We start from the raw sequence: 17,866 nt of genomic DNA on the forward strand, positions 1-17,866 counted from the left end.
CTTAACAATTAGCGCGGGCGGCGGTTCCGCCTTTGTTCTTCGTTTAGAATTCCTTTTCATGCCAGATACAACCCCCAAAAAGAAAAAACCAATGATGCCCTCGCCGGCTCCCCGGCCGAGTATGCAGATGTGGGTGCTGGCTGGGTTGGTGGTGTTCATCTTCGGGATGCTCTTCATCAATCGTAGCAGCTCAACCATTGAAATAAACCAGCAGAAGTTTAAGCAGATGCTGCTGGCCGGCGACGTGCGCGACGTGACCCTGGTGAACGACCGGAACGTGGAGGTGACCCTGAAGCCCGAAGCCGCCCGCAACGCCAAGTACAACCAGGAGTTGCGCGGCCGGAGCCCTCTGTCGCAGGACGCGGGTCCGCAGTACAGCTTCCGCGTCGTGGACGGCAAGACCTTCAAGGAAGACCTGGACAAGATGCAGGCCGCCATTCCCGACGCTCAGCAAGTGGGCCTCAACATCGACACCCGCCAGGGCTACGGTGACCTGATTTCGGGTTGGGGGCTGATTATTCTGCTGTTCATCGGCTTCTGGTTCCTGATGCGCCGCATGAGCGGAGCGGGCGGGCCCGGCGGTCAGATCTTCAACATCGGCAAAAGCCGCGCGGCCCTGTTCGAGGGTGGCGACAAGGTGAAGGTGACGTTTAAGGACGTCGCCGGCCTGGAAGAAGCCAAAGAGGAAGTAGAGGAAATCGTGGAGTTCCTCAAAAACCCCTCGAAGTTCACCGTCCTCGGTGGCAAAATCCCCAAAGGTGCGTTGCTGGTTGGTCCTCCCGGCACGGGTAAGACCCTGATGGCGAAAGCCGTGGCCGGTGAAGCCGATGTGCCGTTCTTTTCCTTGTCGGGCTCCGACTTCGTGGAAATGTTCGTGGGCGTAGGCGCGGCCCGGGTGCGCGACTTGTTCAAGCAAGCCAAAGCCAAGGCGCCCTGCATCATCTTCATCGACGAAATCGACGCCATTGGCCGCAGCCGCAGCCGCGGCAACGTGCCCGGCGGCAACGATGAGCGCGAAAACACGCTCAACTCGCTGCTGGTAGAAATGGACGGTTTCGGTACCGACTCTGGGGTTATCATCCTGGCCGCTACCAACCGCCCGGATACCCTCGACTCGGCTCTGCTGCGTCCCGGCCGCTTCGACCGGCAGATCAGCATCGACAAGCCCGACATCAACGGCCGCACCCAGATTTTCGACGTGCACCTGAAGCCGCTGACGCTGGGCCCCGACGTGAATGCCCGTAAGCTGGCCGCTCAGACCCCCGGCTTTGCTGGCGCTGAAATTGCTAACGTCTGCAACGAAGCCGCCCTGATTGCCGCCCGCCGCGACAAAAAGATGGTGACGATGCAGGACTTCACCGATGCCGTAGACCGGGTAATCGGGGGCTTGGAGAAAAAGAACAAAATCATTTCGCCCAACGAAAAGCGGATTGTCGCCTACCACGAAGCGGGCCACGCCATTGCTGGCTGGTTTCTGGAGCACGCCGACCCGTTGGTGAAAGTAAGCATCGTGCCCCGTGGGGTAGCGGCGCTGGGCTACGCGCAGTACTTGCCCCGCGAGCAGTTCCTCTACAACACCGAGCAGTTGACCGACGAGATGTGCATGGCTTTGGGTGGCCGCGCTGCCGAGGAACTGGTATTTGGTAAAATCTCAACCGGTGCCCTCTCGGACCTGGAGCGGATTACGAAGATGGCCTACAGCATCGTAACGATGTACGGCATGAACGCCAAGCTGGGCAACATCTCGTTCTACGACTCGAAAGGCCAGAACGAATACGGTTTCTCGAAGCCCTATTCGGAGGCTACCTCGCAGCTTATTGACGAGGAAGTGCGCACCATCGTGGAGAATGCCTACAACCGTACCAAGGAGCTGCTGACCGAGCGCCGCCACGAGCTGGAGGTAATTGCGAAAGAGCTGCTGGAAAAAGAGGTGCTGTTGCAGGAAGATCTGGAGCGTCTGGTGGGTAAGCGCCCCTACGATAACCAGACTTCTTACCAGGCCCACATGGCTGGTACTGACCGCAGTGAGACGCTGAGCGAGCGGAAGCAGGAGCACCCTGTGCCCCTGAGCAACGACCTGCCGGAAAATGATTTGCCCGGCCTCGACGTGCGGCCGCGCGACACAAATCCGAATAACGATGTACCAACGGGCAGCACTGTCTCGTTTGACGTCTAGAAGTATTTAATGCCCCCTAAAAAGCCAGCCTGCTTCAGGCTGGCTTTTTTTCTGTTACCTGGGTTTCAAGCGGTGCGGCAGGCACCTGTCGGCGCGAGTTTCTATCTTTGGTTGCTTCTTCCCCGATTCCTATGTCCGAAACCTCCCGCGACATCATCCTGCGCCGTATCCGCGAGTCGTTGCAGCAGCCGGCCCCGCAGCCGGCCGCCCCCGATTTCACGCTGCCGTTGCACCTGCCTCCCCACGACGACCTGGCCGTGACCTTCGCCGAAAGCTTCGTGCGGGCCGGGGGCGTGTTCTACTACTGCGTGTCGGAAGAGCACTTTTACGACCAGCTCTTTACCTATAAGAAGGAAAAGGCCCTCGACAACCTCTTTGTGTGGGAGCCCGAGCTGAAAAAGCTGCTGCACGCGGGTGGCATCGGGTTTATCGGCGACGAAACCGACTGGCTGCAGAAGGCCGACGCGGGCCTGACGACCTGCGAAGCCCTGGTGGCCCGCACCGGCAGCGTGCTAGTCAGCGGCGCTTCGGCCAGTGGCCGCCGGCTGAGCATCTACCCGGATCAGCACCTGGTGCTGGCCCGCGCCTCCCAGATTGTGCCCGATATCGGCGACGCGCTGAAGCGGGTGCAGGAGGACTACGACAATAAATTGCCCTCGATGATTTCGCTCACGACGGGCCCTAGCCGTACGGCTGATATTGAAAAAACGCTGGTGCTCGGTGCTCATGGCCCGCGCAGCATCGTGTTGTTTTTACTGGATGACGCGCCCGAAGCAACTACCTGATCTTGCCCTGCCGCCCGGCCGCAACGTATATTTTGCCTCCGACTTTCACCTCGGCGCCCCCGACGCGGCCCGCTCGGCCGAGCGGGAGCGGAAAATCGTGCGCTGGCTCGACCAGATTGCCCCCGATGCGGCGGCTATCTACCTGGTCGGGGATATTTTCGACTTCTGGTTTGAGTACCGGCACGCTATTCCGCGCGGCTTTATCCGGCTGCAAGGCAAGCTGGCCGAGCTGACCGACGCCGGGATTCCCGTTACGTTTTTCACCGGCAACCACGACATGTGGATGTTCGACTACTTCACCAAGGAGCTGAACATTCCCATTATGCGTCATCCCGTGAGCCAGCGCATCGGCAACCAGGAGTTCCACATCGGCCACGGCGACGGGCTCGGGCCCAAAGACTACACCTATAAGGTACTTAAGCGCATCTTCGCCAGCCCGGTGGCGCAGTGGCTGTTCGCGCGCCTGCACCCGAACTTCGGCATTGGCCTAGCCAATAAGTGGAGCCAGCACAGTCGGATTCAGAACGGGGCGGCCGATGAGAAATACTTCGGCGACGATGAGTGGCTGCTGGTGTACTGCCGTGAGCTGGAGCGCCTGCACCACCACGACTACTACGTGTTTGGCCACCGCCACCTGCCGCTCGACGTGCCCGTAACGCCCCAGAGCCGCTACGTGAACCTGGGCGAGTGGGTCAATTATTGCTCCTACGCCGTATATGATGGGCATGAACTGGCCTTGCGGCACTTTGAGCAGAACTAAACCGGTCCGCTGGGCAATGGGCCTAGCTGCCGGTGCGCTCCTTACCCTCGAGGCAGCGGCCCAAACGACCGTGCCCTCGGCGGCTTCGGTGGTTCCGGCCGGCAAGCCCGCCGCCCCGGCGCCGGCCCCGGTCGTCAACGCGGCAGCCCAGCCAAATCCGGTAGATGCCAGCGGCTGGACGCTGGTGCGCACCATTGCCCTGCCCAGGCCGGGCCCGGCTTCGCTCGACCGGCGCGGCAACCTCTACCTGGCCGACGCGCAAAACAACGTGCGCCAGTACGGCCCCGATGGGCAGCCACTAAATACCTATTCGCCCCCGCAGCCGGGCCACACGGCCCAGCTCGAAGCCTGGAATACGGCCAAGGTGCTGGTATTCTACGACGACCGGCAGGAAATTCTGCTGCTCGACCGGTTTATGGCCCCGCTCACCCAGGTGCGCCTGCCCGACCTGCTCGACGGTATGGTGCGCACGGCCACGCTGGCCCCCGACGACCGGCTCTGGCTACTCGACGAAAGCAGCCTGGTGCTGCGCCAATACGACCCCACGGGGCAGCGCATTGCCCTCAACACCCCGCTTGACATCCTGATTGGCCGCTCCAAACCGGATTTTCGGTTTATGCGCCAGTACCAGAACAACCTGTACCTGGTCGACCGTACCAGTGGCATTTTCGTGTTTGATAACCTGGGCAACTACCGCAAAAAGCTGCCTTTCCCGGGGCTGAGCGCCATTGGGTTTCGGGGCGACGAGCTATACTACCTGGCCGGAAACACGGTGCGCCTGTTTCACCTCTACAACCTGACGGAGCGCACGTTGCCGCTGCCGGTTACGACCACCGAAATTCAGCAGGTGCTGTTGGGCGAGCAGTATGCGTATATCCTGACGGCCGCCGGTGTTGGGGTGTACAAACTCTGAAGCAGTCGACGAACCGGTTTACCCGCCGAGAAAGAGTTGCAAACCGGTTGACTTTTACCGCAGAGAGTGGGGGGAGGTTTGCAATATTGATAAAATAATAAGCTGATTGTTAAAAGGAATGCTTCTGCAAGGGGGCTGCTGAGGACGTTTTTTCTATCTTTAACAGGCCCGTCGGCGTAAGCGCGGACAGTTTCGATAGTCACCTTTCAGCTTTTCTTGATGCGCTATTTTGCCAGAGTATTCCACTGCTTACCGGTTTTTCAGGGAATCCTTTGGGCTGGCGCACTGCTGGGAGCTTCTGCCCCAGTAGCCGCCCAGGAGGCCAAACCCGCCGACCGCAAAGTAGCGCCGACGCTGAGCCGGCCGGCGCTTGCCCGCAACGCCCGGCAGACGGTGCGAATCAGCGTATCGCAAAAAGAAGCTTTTCTGACGTGGGCCCGGCAAAACCTGCCCGCCAGCCAGGTAACGGTGCTGCCCGGTGCCAAAGGCCAGCTGCTGCTGCTGGATGGGCTGACGCCCGAGCAGGTCCGGCTGCTGGGTGCTTCGCCTTTGGTCAACTTCGTGGACGTGCCTCACCGCCAGGCCCACGACGAGCGGCAGCTCAACCAGTCCGACTTGGCCGTAAACCGTATTACTACGGCCCACACCCGCTTTCCGCAGCTGGCCGGGCAGGGACTGACGATTTCCATCAAAGAAGACTCCTTCGACCCGGCCGATATTGACTTCAAGGGTCGCATCGTGCCCAGCGACTTGTTTAAAGCTGCTTTCTCGCCCCACGCTACGGCTATTGCCACGTTGGTCGGGGGCGGTGGCAACTCGGCCCCTTCCGGCAAGGGCGTGGCCTGGCAGGCCCGGCTGGCAACCGCCAGCTATAAAAGTCTGCTGCCGGATGAGGCCGCTACGTTGGTGCCGGCCGGCATATCGGTGCAAAACCATTCGTATGGCGTCGCGGCCATCGAGAATTATTACGGCCTCGAATCCCAGGCCTACGACCAGCAGTGCCAGCAATACCCCACGTTGCTGCACGTGTTTTCGTCGGGCAACGTGGGTTCCCAGACTCCCACCGAGGGCCGGTACGCCGGTATTCCCAAGGTGGCGAATCTGACCGGGCAGTTCAAAACTTCCAAGAACACCCTCAGCGTGGGCGCCACCGATGAGCTGGGGCAAGTCGCGCCACTCAGCTCCCGCGGGCCCGCCTACGATGGCCGCCTCAAGCCCGAGCTGGTAGCCTATGGCGCCGGCGGCACCTCCGAGTCGGCGGCCCTGGTTTCGGGCTCCGGCCTGCTGGTGCAGCAAGCTTTCCGCGACCAAAACGCCGGTGCCTTGCCGTCGGCGGCGCTGGTGAAAGCCGTGCTGCTCAACAGCGCCGATGATATGGGCCGCCCCGGCATAGACTTTGAAACCGGCTTTGGGCAGCTGGATGCCGTCGGAGCCATCCGGACGGTGCGCGACCAGCGCTTCTTTCTGGGAACCGCCACCCAGAATACCGTACGCTCTTTCCCCGTTACTGTGCCCGCCGGGCAGCAGCAGCTAAAAGTAACCTTGGCCTGGTCGGACCCGGAAGCCTCGCCCACGGCCGCCCAGGCGCTGGTACATGATCTGGATGTGGAGCTGGTGCACGTTGCTTCCGGCACCACTTGGCTACCGTGGGCGCTGAGCGCCTATCCGCACGCCGACTCGCTGGCAAAACTGCCCCGGCGCCGCGCCGACCACCTCAACAACGTCGAGCAAATCAGCCTGCCGGTGCCAGCTGCCGGCGACTATATCATCCGGGTGCGCGCCACCTCCGTGGCCGCCGCGCAGGCCTTTGCCCTGGCCTATGAGTACAGCGCGGGCTTCGAATGGGTGCGGCCCGGCGATGCTACCAACCTGCGGCCCGCCGTTACGGCGGTGTTGCACTGGCAATGGTCTGGCAACGCCACCACGGGCCGCCTGGAGTACCAGCCGCTGGGCACCCAGAAATGGCGGCTGCTCCAGGCCGATGTGCCCCTGGCGCGTACTACCTTCAGCTGGCCCGTGCCCGATACTACCACCCTTGCCCGGGTGCGGATGCTAATTGGCAGTACCGCGTTTCTCTCCGATACCTTTACCATTGCCCGCCCCCTGACCCCCAGCGTGGGCTACAGCTGCGACGAGGAAGCCCTGATTCAGTGGCGCCGTACGCCCGGGGCGCAGCAGTATCAGGTGTATCAGTTGGTCGGAAACCATCTGACGCCTTACCTGACCACGCCCGACACGGCCTTGCTGCTCGCCAAAGCCCAGCTGCAGATTCGCAACTACGCCGTAGCGCCCATATTCGGGAAGCTGGTGGGGGAGCGGGGCAATACTATTGATTTCACCGAGCAGGGCACCGCCTGCTACGTCCGCAATTTCCTGCCCCGCACGGCTGTCACCGATACGGTTTTGTTCGACGTGGAAGTGGGTACGTTATACCGGCTCAAAGCCGTGTCGTTGGAGCGCCTGACCTCCGGCGGCCCGGTTACGGTGCAGACTGTTGCGCCCGTCACTAGCCTACGCATGACCTTCCGGGACCCGGACCCGCTGCCCGGCCGCAACGATTACCGCCTGCGGCTGGAGCTGACCGACGGACGAATCATCTATAGTCAGACGGAAGCAGTGCAGTATGTGCTGGCCACCGAAGTGCAAGTGTATCCCAACCCGATTGTTGCCGGCGAGCCGCTCCAGCTTCTGGTAGCCGAAAGCGCCGATGTGCGCGTGCAGCTCTACGATATGACCGGTCGGCTGCTGCGCGAATCGGCCGCCACGGGTGCCGTCAAGGAGTTTTCAACGACGGGCTTGGCCAAAGGCATGTATCTAATCCGGGTGAGCACCGAAACCGGCGCCGTACGCACGACCCGGGTGGTGGTGCTGTAGCCTCCACCTGCTGACCGCGCCGGGTTACTCTACGGGCAGTTGCTTGTCGAGTAGCCCGGCGCGGCTTCTCCTTTTGGGGCGGAGGAGCAGAACCGGGCAAGAGCTGGAAGCGGCAGGAGCAGTAGCTGAGCCGTATAAGGGCAGTGCCCATTGACTTAAATTCCCGCTTCACCAGAGCTGCTCGTCACCAGAGTGCCACCCCGTAGATGGGGATGTAATGTTGAGCACTTCGCAGGATCAGCTGCCCGCTGGCAATACCACAAAAAAAGGCCTGACTCCTTGCGGAATCAGGCCTTTTTGAGCTAGTCAGCTACCCGACTAGTACAGGTAGTTCAGAGCCGTTACGTCGTTGGCGTTGAACGGACGGTTCTGGCCCGAGCCGATGCAAGCCAGCATCCACGAGTTCGGATCTGGGCCCGAAGGAGTGCCGGGAATCAGGACGGCGCCTACGGTGCTGGCACCTTCGTTGACGGCCGAGCCACCGCAGCTATACTGACGGCTCATGTAGTCGGTGTGACGGAAGCCGATGCAGTGCCCAATTTCGTGGGCCAGTACGCTGGCGATGGTCGTCGTGGCGTAGCTGGTGCCCAGCGAGGTCGAGTTTACCAGCACTTGGCTGTACGGATTGCCGCCCGAGGGGAAACCAGCCGAAGCCAGGTAGCCGGCGCCCGAGGGAGCCTTGGTCAGGGTGATGTTGGCACCCGAGGTTACGCGGCGCATCGTGATGCGCAGGCCCAGGGCGTTGTAGCGGCGGATAGCCTCGTCGGTAGCCGTTACGTAGGCCGAAGGCAGGGTGCTGGATACGGCGATGTTAATGGTACGGGGCAGGCCGGTCACCAGGTTGTTGGTGCGATACTGCTCCTCTTCACCAACCCGCATCATTTTGTAGTCAGGCTTGCTGTTCAGAGCGTCGTCGGTAAGCATAATGTCGCCTTCCACGAGGTAGCCGCCTTCAACTTTCTGGGCATCCTTAGTGGTGAAGCCCAACTGCTGAATTTTGCTCATGGCATCGGACGAAATTTCGTTTTTAGCAGCTACCTGTTCCGCCTCTTTCGAGCAGGAGGACAGAGCGGCTACCGAGCAAGCGCAAATCGCTACTGCGGAAAGTACTTTGTTAATTTTCATAAGAAAGGTTGGTTTGGTTGGGTTGGTGAAGAATGGATGAATTATATGCTCAAATAAGGTATAATAATTTTCAATGTCAACAGTTTTTCAATGAAACTTTAAAATAATTGCAAAGTATGCGGGTGCGTGGCCGCACGCGTCCTTAGTTTGTAGGGGTGCTTTTATAGCATATAACATATATTAGGCGTTCTGATCAGGCTTTATTCTCCTCCAGTCGGGGCGCGTAGCGGCATTTCTTCCGAAACTCAGCTAAGTTGCCAGAGCAGCGGTGGGTGAATAGCCGAAAAGCCCAGCCGCCTGGCGGGCACCCCTGCATCGGAATATTCCAGTGGCAGACTGATTTTGGGCGTAAATTTCAGACTGCAAGATGGTTACGCTTGAAGTGCGCGGCCGCCAACTTCTCGCGCCTCGTACCGGCCGCCGGCCCGCTGGGGCGGCCTGGGGCCAAACCAAGGCAGAGGGGCCGAAATGCTTATCTTTGTTGAAAACCGATTCCGTGTGAACTTCCCGGTTCACCTCACGATATAACTTCCCAAGCCGTGGCTTGCACTTCATGTTCCTCTGGCGCTGGCGGCTGCTCTACAACTGCATCGGGCTGCGGCTCCAAAGGCAGCTGTAGCTCTGGCGGCTGCACGCGCCTAAACGTATTCGACTGGTTGCAGGACGTAGACCTGCCCGCCGACTTTAAAGAGTTTGATATAGTAGAAATCCGCTTCAAAGGCGGGCGGAAGGAGTTTTTTCGCAACACCAACCGCCTGCCGCTGGTAACCGGCGACGCGGTGGTAATCGAAGCCGCCGGCAACGGCTGGCACCTGGGCCACGTGTCGCTGAAAGGCGAGCTGGTGCGCCTGCAGATGCGCAAAAAGAAAACTCCCCTCGATTCCAAGGAAATTCGGGGCATTCTGCGCGTGGCCACGCCCCAGGACGTGGAGCGCTGGGAAGCCGTGCGCGACTTGGAAACCGGTACCATGTTCCGGGCCCGCTCGGTGGTAGAGGAGCTGCGCCTGAAAATGAAGCTCTCCGATGTGGAGTACCAGGCCGACCGCACCCGCGCGACCTTCTTCTACTCGGCCGACGACCGGGTGGACTTCCGCGACCTGATCAAGCGCCTGGCCGACGAGTTCCGGGTGCGGGTCGAGATGCGCCAGATTTCCTTGCGCCACGAAGCGGGCCGCCTCGGCGGTATCGGTAGCTGCGGCCGGGAGCTGTGCTGCTCTACCTGGCTCACCGATTTTAAGAGCGTCAGCACCACCGCCGCCCGCTACCAGAACCTGAGCCTGAACCCGGCCAAGCTGTCGGGGCAGTGCGGCCGCCTTAAGTGCTGCCTCAACTACGAGCTGGACACCTACCTCGACGCGCTAAAGGACATTCCGCAGGTGTCGCGCCCCCTACAGACCGAAAAGGGCGACGCCTTCCTGCAGAAAACCGACATTTTCAAGCGGCGCATGTGGTTCGCCTTCCGCGGCGACAACAACTGGGTGATGCTCTCCACCGACCGGGTGCGCGAAATCCAGGACCAGAACAAGCGCGGCGAAAAGCCTGAAAATCTGCTGGCGCCCGTGCTGGAAGCCGAGCGTGAGCCCGAAGTTTCGACTCACGTGGAAGGCAACCTCGACCGCCTCGACGACAAGATTAAGGGCAGCAAACGACCCAAGCGCAAGAAAAAGAAGGAGGGAGGTGCCCCGGCCGCTACGGCCGCGCCCGGTACTTCCCGTTCCGGCTCCCGCCCTGAGGCCGCACCCAAAGCCCCGGCTGCCGATGGCGGTGCCGAGGCCGGCGACGAGCCACGCCGCCCACGCGGGGCCGCTGCCCGTCCGCTCAACCGCCGCAACAACCGGAACCGGAGCGACGCCCCCCGTGATGGAGCACCCAAGCCGGAGGGCCGGGAAGGCCGCGAAGGCCGGCGCTCCGATGGTGCCCGCCCGGAAGGCTCCGCTGAGCCACGGCCGCCGCGCGGCGAAGGCCGCCCGCCCCGGGCTACCGGTGCGCCGGCCGCCGAGGGTGGCGCCCCGCGTCCGCCCCGAGATGAAAACGCGGAGCGCGGCAGCCGGGGTGGCCGCTCTTCCCGCCGGGGAGGCCGCTCGTCGCGGTCGGGAGGCGGGGCAGAGGGTGGAAACGCAGGATCAGCCCCAGCCAACTCGTAGCCGTATGCACCAAGCCCTACGATGGATGCTGGGCGGCGCGCTGCTGCTCGCGCTGCCGGCCTGCGACGCCAACCAGGTGTTCGAGAAAAACCAGGAGCTCGATAAAGCCGTCTGGACCGTACAGGAAAAGCCGACGTTCGAGTTCGACATTCAGGACACGACGCAGCGCTACGACGTGTACTTCAACATCCGCAACGAGTCGATGTACGGGTATTACAACCTGTACGTGAAGCACACACTGCTGAACCCCAGCGGGCAGCGGGTGTCGCAGCTGCTGCACCAGATGCTGCTGATGGACCCCCAGACGGGCGAGCCCCGCGGCCAGGGCTCGGGCGACATCTTCGACCACCAGTTTCTGGCCTTGCGCAACCAGCGGTTTTCCGAGCCCGGTGTCTACAAGGTGGTGCTCGAGCAGTACATGCGCCAGGACCAGCTGCCCGGTATTATGGCCGTGGGCGTGCGGGTCGCCAAAGCGGCTCGGTAGCGCCGCCTGACTAAACGAAAAAGACCTCCCTGGCCGCAGCCGGGGAGGTCTTTTTGGTGCAGTAGCCCGGAGGCGGCCTGCGGAAAGCTTACTTAGTCGACCAGACGCACGCTAACGGCGTTCAGGCCTTTTTTGCCTTGCTGAACTTCGAATTCTACGCGGTCTGCATCACGTACGGGCTGCTTCAGACCCGTGGCGTGTACGAAGATGTCCTCACCACCGCCATCCGGCGTGATGAAGCCAAAGCCCTTGGCTTCATTGAAAAATTTGATGATACCGGTACTCATTGCTGGAAATGGTGAGATGAAAGAATGAGGTAAATGTAAGAGGATTTTTTTCGATTCAAATAGCGCTATTCAGCAGTGCCTTGCCTGCAATGGGGCCTGGGGGCCGGGAAAGAGCCGCCGGGCGGTGGTACCAACTTCTACCGGGGCCTAAAAAACAGCACCCTGCGCCGGCAAACAACCGGGCAGGGTGACAGGATTTGACGGCAGGAGCAAACCTGGCGTCTCGCGCTAGATCCGCTCGACTTTAACGGCGTTCAGGCCTTTTTTGCCTTCGATTACATCGAAAGAAACCCGGTCATTCTCGCGGATTTCGTGCACCAGACCGGTCTGGTGGACAAAAATATCCTGGTTGGTGTCATCCTGAACGATGAAGCCAAAGCCTTTGGACTCATTAAAAAATTTCACTTTGCCAGTTTTCATAACTAGGGCCTGGTTGTGTTGGTAAAAGGGTTGGTAAGAAAGAATGCAGTAAAACTAAGGGGAATTTTAATTGTAGCATAGCCCGAATCCAGAATAAACTTGCCGCCAACTGGCCGCACCACGACCCGCAAACCGAGGCCAGCCGCAACAAATGCTGCAACGTATTTTCCACCTCCGGCGGCACTTGGTTGTTGAGAATCAGCTGGCAAGCGGTGCTGCCCAGGCTTCCAGATGAACAGATTTTGGAACCGGAATCCGGGACGTAATCGGTAGGTAGAATCTATTAAAATTGCCGGCCGCAAGGCCCACAAAAAAGCCTCCTGGGGCTACAGGAGGCTTTTTCATATAGACTGCGACTGCTGCTGGGCTATTAGTGAGCTGCCTTGAACCGGTTACAGTTGTCGTGGGCGAACTGCTGGATGGTATGGGGCGCGCAGCCGGTAATAGCCTCCACCGTATTGGTAACGCTCGCCGTGTAGCCGGCCTTCGACAGGCTATAGAGCTCCAGCATGGCGTCGCGCATCCAGGCCGGGGCCTGGGCCATGCTCTGTCGGGCCGCTTCCTCCGGCACGTCGACGTAGGTTACGGGCTGGCCCGTGGCTTGGCCGATGGCGGCGGCTACCTCGTGCAGGCTCAGGGCCTGCGGCCCGGTCAGCTCGTAGGCTTTGCCGTAGTGCTCGGTGCCCGGCGTGCTCAGGATGTGGGCGGCCGTGGCGGCAATGTCGCGGGCGTCGACGTAGCTGACTTTGCCTTCGCCCAGGGGCATGTAGAGCTTGCCTTCGTGGCAGATCGACTCGGCGTTGTAGTTCACGAAGTTCTGCATGAAGCTGCCCGGACGCAGAATGGTGTAGGCAATGCCGCTTTGCTCCAGGTGCTGCTCTACTTCCCGGTGCCAGCGGCCGAGCTGAATGCCGGGCTCGGCATCGGCGCCGGCGGCCGAAAGCCGGACGATGTGCTGCACGCCGGCCTGCTTAGCGGCGTCGATAACGCGCTTCCCGATTTCGACCTGATCTTCGCTGAACGGGGTAATCAGGGCCAGCCGGTCGACGCCGGTGAGGGCTACGTGCAGGGTTTGGGGCTTGCTGTAGTCTAGTTCGACCAGCTGCAGCTCGGGGTGAAGGTTGCGGAGCCGGTCGCCCTTAATCAGGGAATGTACGCCGGCGCGCACGGTCAGGCCCCGGTTGGCCAGCGCCGAAATCAGCTCGGTGCCCACGTTGCCCGTGGCACCAGTAACCAGAATAGTAGGCATGGAAAGGAGGAGTTAGGAAGAACGGAACAGATGCAGCGGAGCGGCCGGCTGCTTACGGCTGGTAGGTGGCGCGAAACAGCTTGCCTTTTTCGTTGCTGAACACAAAATCGTGGTCATTCACGAAAACCAGGGCTTCGGCCTGCCCGCTGGAAGGAATCGGTAGGCAACTCTTGGCCCCGTCGAAAAGTTTGCGGCCCGGCGTCACGGCAATCAGGTAGACGTGGCCGTAGCCGAGCAAAGCCACGGTACGGCCGTCGGGGCTGATGTCGGCCGCCGTTATCCAGGTGTTGATCCGGACGCTGTCGACCAGGCGGGCGGTGTAGTTGCCGGGGCGGGCCGGCAGCACGTACTGCTTGACCCAGTTGCCCTTGCCACGGTTTTTGGTGAACAGGTAGAGGCTGTCCTGCCGGTAGAAAAAGGCTTCGCAGTCGAAATTGCGCCGGGGCTTCTTGGGCGGAAACTGCTGCTGATCGGAATAACGAAAGCGGATGGTGTCAACGTCTTGCAGGGTAGGGCCACTGAGCCGGTAGATAGCCAGGTTCTGGCGCTTGTTCTGGTTGTTGCCGAAGTCGCCGACGTAGAGCCGGTTATCGTCGTCGCGGGCCAGGTCTTCCCAGTCGTTGTTGAGCAGGGGCTCCAGTTGCAGGGTCTGGAGCAGGTCGCCCTGCGGGGTAATCTTGTAGAGCTTGGCCGTGTTGCCGCCGTCGGCGTGGGTCCACAGGTCGCCGGCCGAATTGGCTATTTCCAAGCCGGAGCTTTCGGCCACTTCCTGCTTGTTCAGGCGGCCAATCTGCTGCACTTGGTACGCCTTCGTGACCTTGTCGAAGTTGCCGCGGCCCTCGTCTTGGGCGCAGCCGCAGAGCACAGATTGGAGAAATACCAAAACCGGAAACAACTTGTCGCGCAGGAGAAACAGCATTGGAAACGGTGTTTAACGGAAAAACCGGGCGCCGTACACACGTGCCACAGTCCTGCGTCCATACGCAGCCTGCCACCAAAAAGGCCGGATCGTCGGCGGAAATAGTAGCGGAGTACAACTCAATTGTTTTTTAAGGAACAGATTAGCAGTATATTGCTACGATATCTGCTTCACTCTTCCGCTTACTAGATGGGTTTTCGCTACGTTCTGCTGCTGGTAGGCAGCCTGCTCAGCCTTCGTGCTACCGCTCAACTGCCCACCGCTCCTCTTACTCCCGACTCCACCGTTTCGGCCCCGGCGCCGGTAGTGCGCCCGGCCACGCCGCCGCTGCGCCTGCTCACCCGTCCGGCTACGCTCCGGGTAGCAGTGCCGCTGAGTTTGATTGGCGTGGCCTGGCTGAGCAGTCAGGATAACGTGCTGCGCCGGGCCAAAATAGAACTACAGGAAGAAACCCGGGAAGCTTTTCCCACCTTCGATACCCGCCTCGACGACTACACCCGGCGCGTGCCGGTGGCGGCGGCCTACGCGCTACAGCTGGCCGGCGTGAAGGGGGAGCGGGGCATCGTGCCTTTCACCCTGATTTACCTGCTGGCGCACCAGATGAACATGGGCCTGACCAGCAACCTGAAGAAGATCTGCCGGGAGCAGCGGCCCGATATTCCCACCGACTTCAGCTCGTTTCCTTCCTCCCACACCAGCGAGGCCTTTATGACGGCCACGCTGCTGCACGAGCAGTACGGCAAGGTCAGCCCCTGGATCAGCGTGGGTGGCTACGCCGTGGCCACGGCCACCGGCACGATGCGCGTGCTGCACAACCGCCACTGGGTAACCGACGTGGTAGCCGGCGCCGGCATCGGGTTTTTGTCGGCGGAGGCCGTGTGGCGCGTATATCCGGCCCTCACGCGCCTGCTCCCGACGAAAGTGGCCCAAAAGCTGCTGTTGGTGCCGACCTACGCGCCGGGCGGGGCCATGGGCGTCGCGCTGGCCATTCGCCACTAAGTAGTTTTTGCTTGCCTAGAAGCGGAGGTAAGGCCGCAGCTTCTCCAGCGTTTCGGCGTCCAGAATCCGGATCTGGCGCAGGTCGTCGGCTTGCCTGAAGGGCGGGTGCTGCTGCCGAAACGCCACCACCACCCGCGCCAGGCGCTTGCCCACGTAGGGGTGAGCCTGCAACACTTCGAAAGGCGCGGTATTGATATCCAGCAGGGCGGGGGCAAAGCCCGGCGTCACGAATGTGTATTTGCGTAGGCTATCTACCAGGTCGGGCGCGTCGCGCAGGCTGTAGATTTCCGTTAGCTGCTCTTCGCGCAGAAAGCCCCCGAGTTGGGTGCGGTAGTCGACGACGCGCCGCGACAGGCCCCGCCCGATGCCGCGAATCTGCATCAGCTGGGTGGTGTCGGCAGAGTTCAAATCGAAAGGAGCCAGGTTTTTGGGCTTGCGGGCGTAGGTGCCCGCCGCTCGGGGCGTGAATGCCGTACCGGCGTACTCCCGGGGGGCGCGCTTTTCGCGGGGCGGGAGCTGGTCGGGCAGCTGCATGTAGGGCGCCAGGCGCGCGTACACCGAATCGGGCAGCCCATACGTGCGCTTGATCTGCTCCTTGGCCTTGAAGCCCCCGATGGTTTCGCGGAAATGCACCAGGCGCTGCGCCAGAAAGTGCGCGACGCCCCGGGCCTCCCAGTCGGCCGGGGCCAGGGTATTGGGGTCGAAAGGGGCCAGGGCGACCTGCGGCACCGGCGCGCGGCGCGGGTAGGAGCGCCGTGCGTAGCGGGGCTTGTAGGTGCGCACCTGGCGTTGGGCGGCCAGCTCGGCGGCCAGCCGGTCGAGCTGCTGCTGGTCGGCGGCGGGGTCGTAGCGGGGCAGGGCCGGGCGGAGCAGCCGGGGCAGAAAAGGCAGCAGCAGAAGCAGCAGCGTGAGCACGACGAAGCCGGACGTTTCGCGGCGCGAGAAGCTGAAATAGCGGCGTAGCCGCCGGTACCAGCCCGGCCCGGCAGGAGGGGTAAGGGTATGTTTCACGTAGAATAAGGGAATAATTGCTGCAGTATAAAAAAATAGCCGCAGAGCTTCTAACCGTCGACCTGATTTTTGGGCCTGGGAAGCGGATAGAAATATCTGCAAGGCCCCGGGCTGCGTAATTGCCAATAAACCGGCGTTAGGGCGTAATATTACAGCCTGTTGCCGCTTCCGCATTATATCCTGCCTGCCATGAGCACGTCTGCCCCCCGTACCACCGACTTTCTTGACCAACTTGCTGCCGACCTGCAAGCCGTGCGGGATATTACGGTCCGGCGTTTCCGCCCCCTGTCCGACGACCAGCTCAACCGCCGGCCGGCCACCGACAAGTGGAGCGTCGGCCAGTGCCTGGAGCATCTCAACATCGTGGGCGGGCACTACCTACCCACCATCAACCGCAAGCTCAAGCAGGCCCAGGAGCGGGGCAGCCGCCCGGCCGATACCGTGAAGTCGGGCTTTTTCGGCCGCAAGCTAATAGACGCCATGCGGGTGCCAGCCAGTGAGAAGCCGCTCAAGTCGCCGCAGCAGTATGCGCCCAGCGGCAGCCGCCTGCCCCGCACGGTGGTCGAGGTATTTGGCCGCCAGCTCGACGAGCTGCTCAACATCGTGCAGCAGGCCCGCGGCATCAACGCCAACGCCGTGCGCATTCCCAACCCGATTATTCCGCTGCTCTACCTGCGCCTGACCGACCAGCTGGAGTTCATCGTAACCCACCTGCAGCGCCACGTCGCCCAGGCCGAGCGGGTGCTCGATGGCAGCGAACGGGCCTAACTGCTGGCCCAAGCCGAGCACAAAAAAGCCTCACCCGGCTGGGTGAGGCTTTTTTGTGCTCTATCGGTCGATATACGATTACTCGCCGAAGAAGTAAGACAGGCTCAGGTGAATAACCCGGTTCTTTTCTTTGTCTTCTGGCTCTTTGTCATCCGAGCTATTCGGAATCAGGTTCGACAGGCCCAGGCCGTAGCCCAACTGCGCCTGAATCGGGCCGGCTTTGTAACCTACGCCAGCGTTCAGACCGAAGTCCAGACCGCGCACGTAGACGTTGTTGCCGTTGCCGTTCTTGCTTTCAAACTTGATGTCAACTTCTTCCGAATCAGAGTTCGTACCGTCGCTATACTCCAGCTTAGCCTTGCCACCGATACCGAAGGCGGCGTAGGGGCCAGCGAAGATCTGAAAGCCTTCTGTGCCACCGGTGGTGTACACGAAGTTTACCGGAATCTCCGCGTAGCTCATGCGCTGCGTGTATTTGAAGGTTTCCGTCGTGCCAGCAAACGTCTCAGATTGCTCAGCCTTGTAGCCTTTCTGCGAGAAAAGCACCGAGGGCTGAATAGAGAGGTTGCCAAACTGGGCGTTCAGCGTCAGGCCGACCTGTGGGCCCAAGATAAACTTGGGGTCAACGTCGTCGGCAGAGTTGTCTTTATAATCCAGAGAAACTTTAGATACGTTCAGGCCTACGCGGGGACCGAACGTAACCTGAGCCTGAGCCGAGGTAGCACCAGCTACGACCAGGGCAGCGGCCAGCAGGCCGTGTTGTAAATTCTTTTTCATAATGCTCTAGGGAGAGAGGATGAAGAATAGGTGAAAAACTTGAGTGATTGAGCGGGTCAAAGATAGGACTATGGGAAGTATTTTATTTCAATAACGGAGGAATTGTTGAGCAAGAAATTAAAAAATAATTATAACAATATGGCAAAACGTTAATTTTCAAATACTTAATGGATGA

Annotated in this window: 16 protein-coding genes; 9 read left to right on the forward strand and 7 right to left on the reverse strand. The window is 60.9% G+C overall.

All coding sequences use genetic code 11. The annotated features are described in order from the left end of the window. Nucleotides 1-58: 58 nt before the first annotated feature. The 5 genes from ftsH (at nt 59) to E5K00_RS17685 (ending at nt 7,508) form a co-directional block, all read left to right on the forward strand. Nucleotides 59-2,176 carry an ATP-dependent zinc metalloprotease FtsH gene (gene ftsH / locus E5K00_RS17665; RefSeq protein WP_135464601.1) on the forward strand — a complete coding sequence of 706 codons (2,118 nt, stop codon included), beginning with the start codon at nt 59-61 and terminating at the stop codon, nt 2,174-2,176. A gap of 131 nt (nt 2,177-2,307) precedes the next feature. Then, the gene (locus E5K00_RS17670) at nt 2,308-2,961 is read left to right on the forward strand and encodes a LutC/YkgG family protein (RefSeq protein WP_135464602.1); all 654 of its coding nucleotides are present in this window, start codon (nt 2,308-2,310) and stop codon (nt 2,959-2,961) included. Then, on the forward strand, nt 2,936-3,721 hold the full coding sequence (locus tag E5K00_RS17675; RefSeq protein WP_135464603.1) for a UDP-2,3-diacylglucosamine diphosphatase: 786 nt from the start codon (nt 2,936-2,938) through the stop codon (nt 3,719-3,721). The genes E5K00_RS17670 and E5K00_RS17675 overlap by 26 nt, the downstream gene beginning before the upstream one ends. Nucleotides 3,722-3,737: 16 nt before the next feature. Continuing rightward, nucleotides 3,738-4,634, forward strand: a complete 897-nt coding sequence (locus tag E5K00_RS17680; RefSeq protein ID WP_135464604.1) for a hypothetical protein — start codon at nt 3,738-3,740, stop codon at nt 4,632-4,634. Between the two features lie 219 nt (nt 4,635-4,853). Then, nucleotides 4,854-7,508 (forward strand): S8 family serine peptidase, encoded by a 2,655-nt coding sequence (locus tag E5K00_RS17685; RefSeq protein ID WP_135464605.1) that lies wholly within the window; start codon nt 4,854-4,856, stop codon nt 7,506-7,508. 318 nt (nt 7,509-7,826) lie between these two features. Here E5K00_RS17685 and E5K00_RS17690 read toward each other — a convergent pair whose 3' ends face one another. After that, nucleotides 7,827-8,513, reverse strand: a complete 687-nt coding sequence (locus E5K00_RS17690; protein WP_245328333.1) for a M57 family metalloprotease — start codon at nt 8,511-8,513, stop codon at nt 7,827-7,829. 776 nt (nt 8,514-9,289) lie between these two features. Here E5K00_RS17690 and E5K00_RS17695 point away from each other — a divergent pair. Both E5K00_RS17695 and E5K00_RS17700 read left to right on the forward strand, forming a co-directional pair. Continuing rightward, nucleotides 9,290-10,777 carry a PSP1 domain-containing protein gene (locus E5K00_RS17695; RefSeq protein WP_245328334.1) on the forward strand — a complete coding sequence of 496 codons (1,488 nt, stop codon included), beginning with the start codon at nt 9,290-9,292 and terminating at the stop codon, nt 10,775-10,777. A 4-nt stretch (nt 10,778-10,781) separates the two neighbouring features. Further along, nucleotides 10,782-11,261, forward strand: a complete 480-nt coding sequence (locus E5K00_RS17700) for a gliding motility lipoprotein GldH (RefSeq protein ID WP_135464608.1) — start codon at nt 10,782-10,784, stop codon at nt 11,259-11,261. 92 nt (nt 11,262-11,353) lie between these two features. Here the strand turns inward: E5K00_RS17700 and E5K00_RS17705 are convergent, their stop codons facing one another. The 4 genes from E5K00_RS17705 to E5K00_RS17720 form a co-directional block, all read right to left on the reverse strand. Beyond that, the gene (locus E5K00_RS17705) at nt 11,354-11,548 is read right to left on the reverse strand and encodes a cold-shock protein (protein WP_100337462.1); all 195 of its coding nucleotides are present in this window, start codon (nt 11,546-11,548) and stop codon (nt 11,354-11,356) included. A gap of 228 nt (nt 11,549-11,776) precedes the next feature. Continuing rightward, complete coding sequence (locus E5K00_RS17710) at nt 11,777-11,968, reverse strand: cold-shock protein (RefSeq protein WP_135464609.1); 192 nt, start codon at nt 11,966-11,968, stop codon at nt 11,777-11,779. A gap of 370 nt (nt 11,969-12,338) precedes the next feature. Continuing rightward, nucleotides 12,339-13,217 (reverse strand): SDR family oxidoreductase, encoded by an 879-nt coding sequence (locus tag E5K00_RS17715; RefSeq protein WP_245328335.1) that lies wholly within the window; start codon nt 13,215-13,217, stop codon nt 12,339-12,341. A gap of 52 nt (nt 13,218-13,269) precedes the next feature. Further along, nucleotides 13,270-14,136, reverse strand: a complete 867-nt coding sequence (locus E5K00_RS17720; RefSeq protein WP_135464610.1) for a hypothetical protein — start codon at nt 14,134-14,136, stop codon at nt 13,270-13,272. Between the two features lie 189 nt (nt 14,137-14,325). Between E5K00_RS17720 and E5K00_RS17725 the strand changes: the two genes are divergently transcribed. Continuing rightward, nucleotides 14,326-15,135, forward strand: a complete 810-nt coding sequence (locus E5K00_RS17725; protein ID WP_135464611.1) for a phosphatase PAP2 family protein — start codon at nt 14,326-14,328, stop codon at nt 15,133-15,135. A 15-nt stretch (nt 15,136-15,150) separates the two neighbouring features. Here the strand turns inward: E5K00_RS17725 and E5K00_RS17730 are convergent, their stop codons facing one another. Then, entirely contained in the window at nt 15,151-16,146 is a 996-nt protein-coding gene (locus E5K00_RS17730; protein WP_135464612.1) for a ComEA family DNA-binding protein, read from the reverse strand. Between the two features lie 189 nt (nt 16,147-16,335). Between E5K00_RS17730 and E5K00_RS17735 the strand changes: the two genes are divergently transcribed. Next, nucleotides 16,336-16,914, forward strand: a complete 579-nt coding sequence (locus E5K00_RS17735) for a DinB family protein (protein ID WP_135464613.1) — start codon at nt 16,336-16,338, stop codon at nt 16,912-16,914. Between the two features lie 78 nt (nt 16,915-16,992). On the opposite strand, the gene E5K00_RS17740 is transcribed toward E5K00_RS17735, so the two are convergent. Continuing rightward, nucleotides 16,993-17,691 carry a porin family protein gene (locus tag E5K00_RS17740; RefSeq protein WP_135464614.1) on the reverse strand — a complete coding sequence of 233 codons (699 nt, stop codon included), beginning with the start codon at nt 17,689-17,691 and terminating at the stop codon, nt 16,993-16,995. Nucleotides 17,692-17,866 lie beyond the last annotated feature (175 nt).

Origin of the sequence: Hymenobacter aquaticus, assembly GCF_004765605.1 — a bacterium.
In the GTDB taxonomy this organism is placed as follows: domain Bacteria; phylum Bacteroidota; class Bacteroidia; order Cytophagales; family Hymenobacteraceae; genus Hymenobacter; species Hymenobacter aquaticus.

Excerpts from the sequence above, each read along its gene's own strand:
- ftsH (WP_135464601.1), top strand. The coding sequence starts at position 59 with ATGCCAGATACAACCCCCAAAAAGAAAAAACCAATGATGCCCTCGCCG.
- E5K00_RS17670 (WP_135464602.1), top strand. The coding sequence starts at position 2,308 with ATGTCCGAAACCTCCCGCGACATCATCCTGCGCCGTATCCGCGAGTCG.
- E5K00_RS17675 (WP_135464603.1), top strand. The coding sequence starts at position 2,936 with ATGACGCGCCCGAAGCAACTACCTGATCTTGCCCTGCCGCCCGGCCGC.
- E5K00_RS17680 (WP_135464604.1), top strand. The coding sequence starts at position 3,738 with ATGGGCCTAGCTGCCGGTGCGCTCCTTACCCTCGAGGCAGCGGCCCAA.
- E5K00_RS17685 (WP_135464605.1), top strand. The coding sequence starts at position 4,854 with ATGCGCTATTTTGCCAGAGTATTCCACTGCTTACCGGTTTTTCAGGGA.
- E5K00_RS17690 (WP_245328333.1), bottom strand. The coding sequence starts at position 8,513 with ATGAGCAAAATTCAGCAGTTGGGCTTCACCACTAAGGATGCCCAGAAA.
- E5K00_RS17700 (WP_135464608.1), top strand. The coding sequence starts at position 10,782 with ATGCACCAAGCCCTACGATGGATGCTGGGCGGCGCGCTGCTGCTCGCG.
- E5K00_RS17705 (WP_100337462.1), bottom strand. The coding sequence starts at position 11,548 with ATGAGTACCGGTATCATCAAATTTTTCAATGAAGCCAAGGGCTTTGGC.
- E5K00_RS17710 (WP_135464609.1), bottom strand. The coding sequence starts at position 11,968 with ATGAAAACTGGCAAAGTGAAATTTTTTAATGAGTCCAAAGGCTTTGGC.
- E5K00_RS17715 (WP_245328335.1), bottom strand. The coding sequence starts at position 13,217 with ATGCCTACTATTCTGGTTACTGGTGCCACGGGCAACGTGGGCACCGAG.
- E5K00_RS17720 (WP_135464610.1), bottom strand. The coding sequence starts at position 14,136 with ATGCTGTTTCTCCTGCGCGACAAGTTGTTTCCGGTTTTGGTATTTCTC.
- E5K00_RS17725 (WP_135464611.1), top strand. The coding sequence starts at position 14,326 with ATGGGTTTTCGCTACGTTCTGCTGCTGGTAGGCAGCCTGCTCAGCCTT.
- E5K00_RS17735 (WP_135464613.1), top strand. The coding sequence starts at position 16,336 with ATGAGCACGTCTGCCCCCCGTACCACCGACTTTCTTGACCAACTTGCT.
- E5K00_RS17740 (WP_135464614.1), bottom strand. The coding sequence starts at position 17,691 with ATGAAAAAGAATTTACAACACGGCCTGCTGGCCGCTGCCCTGGTCGTA.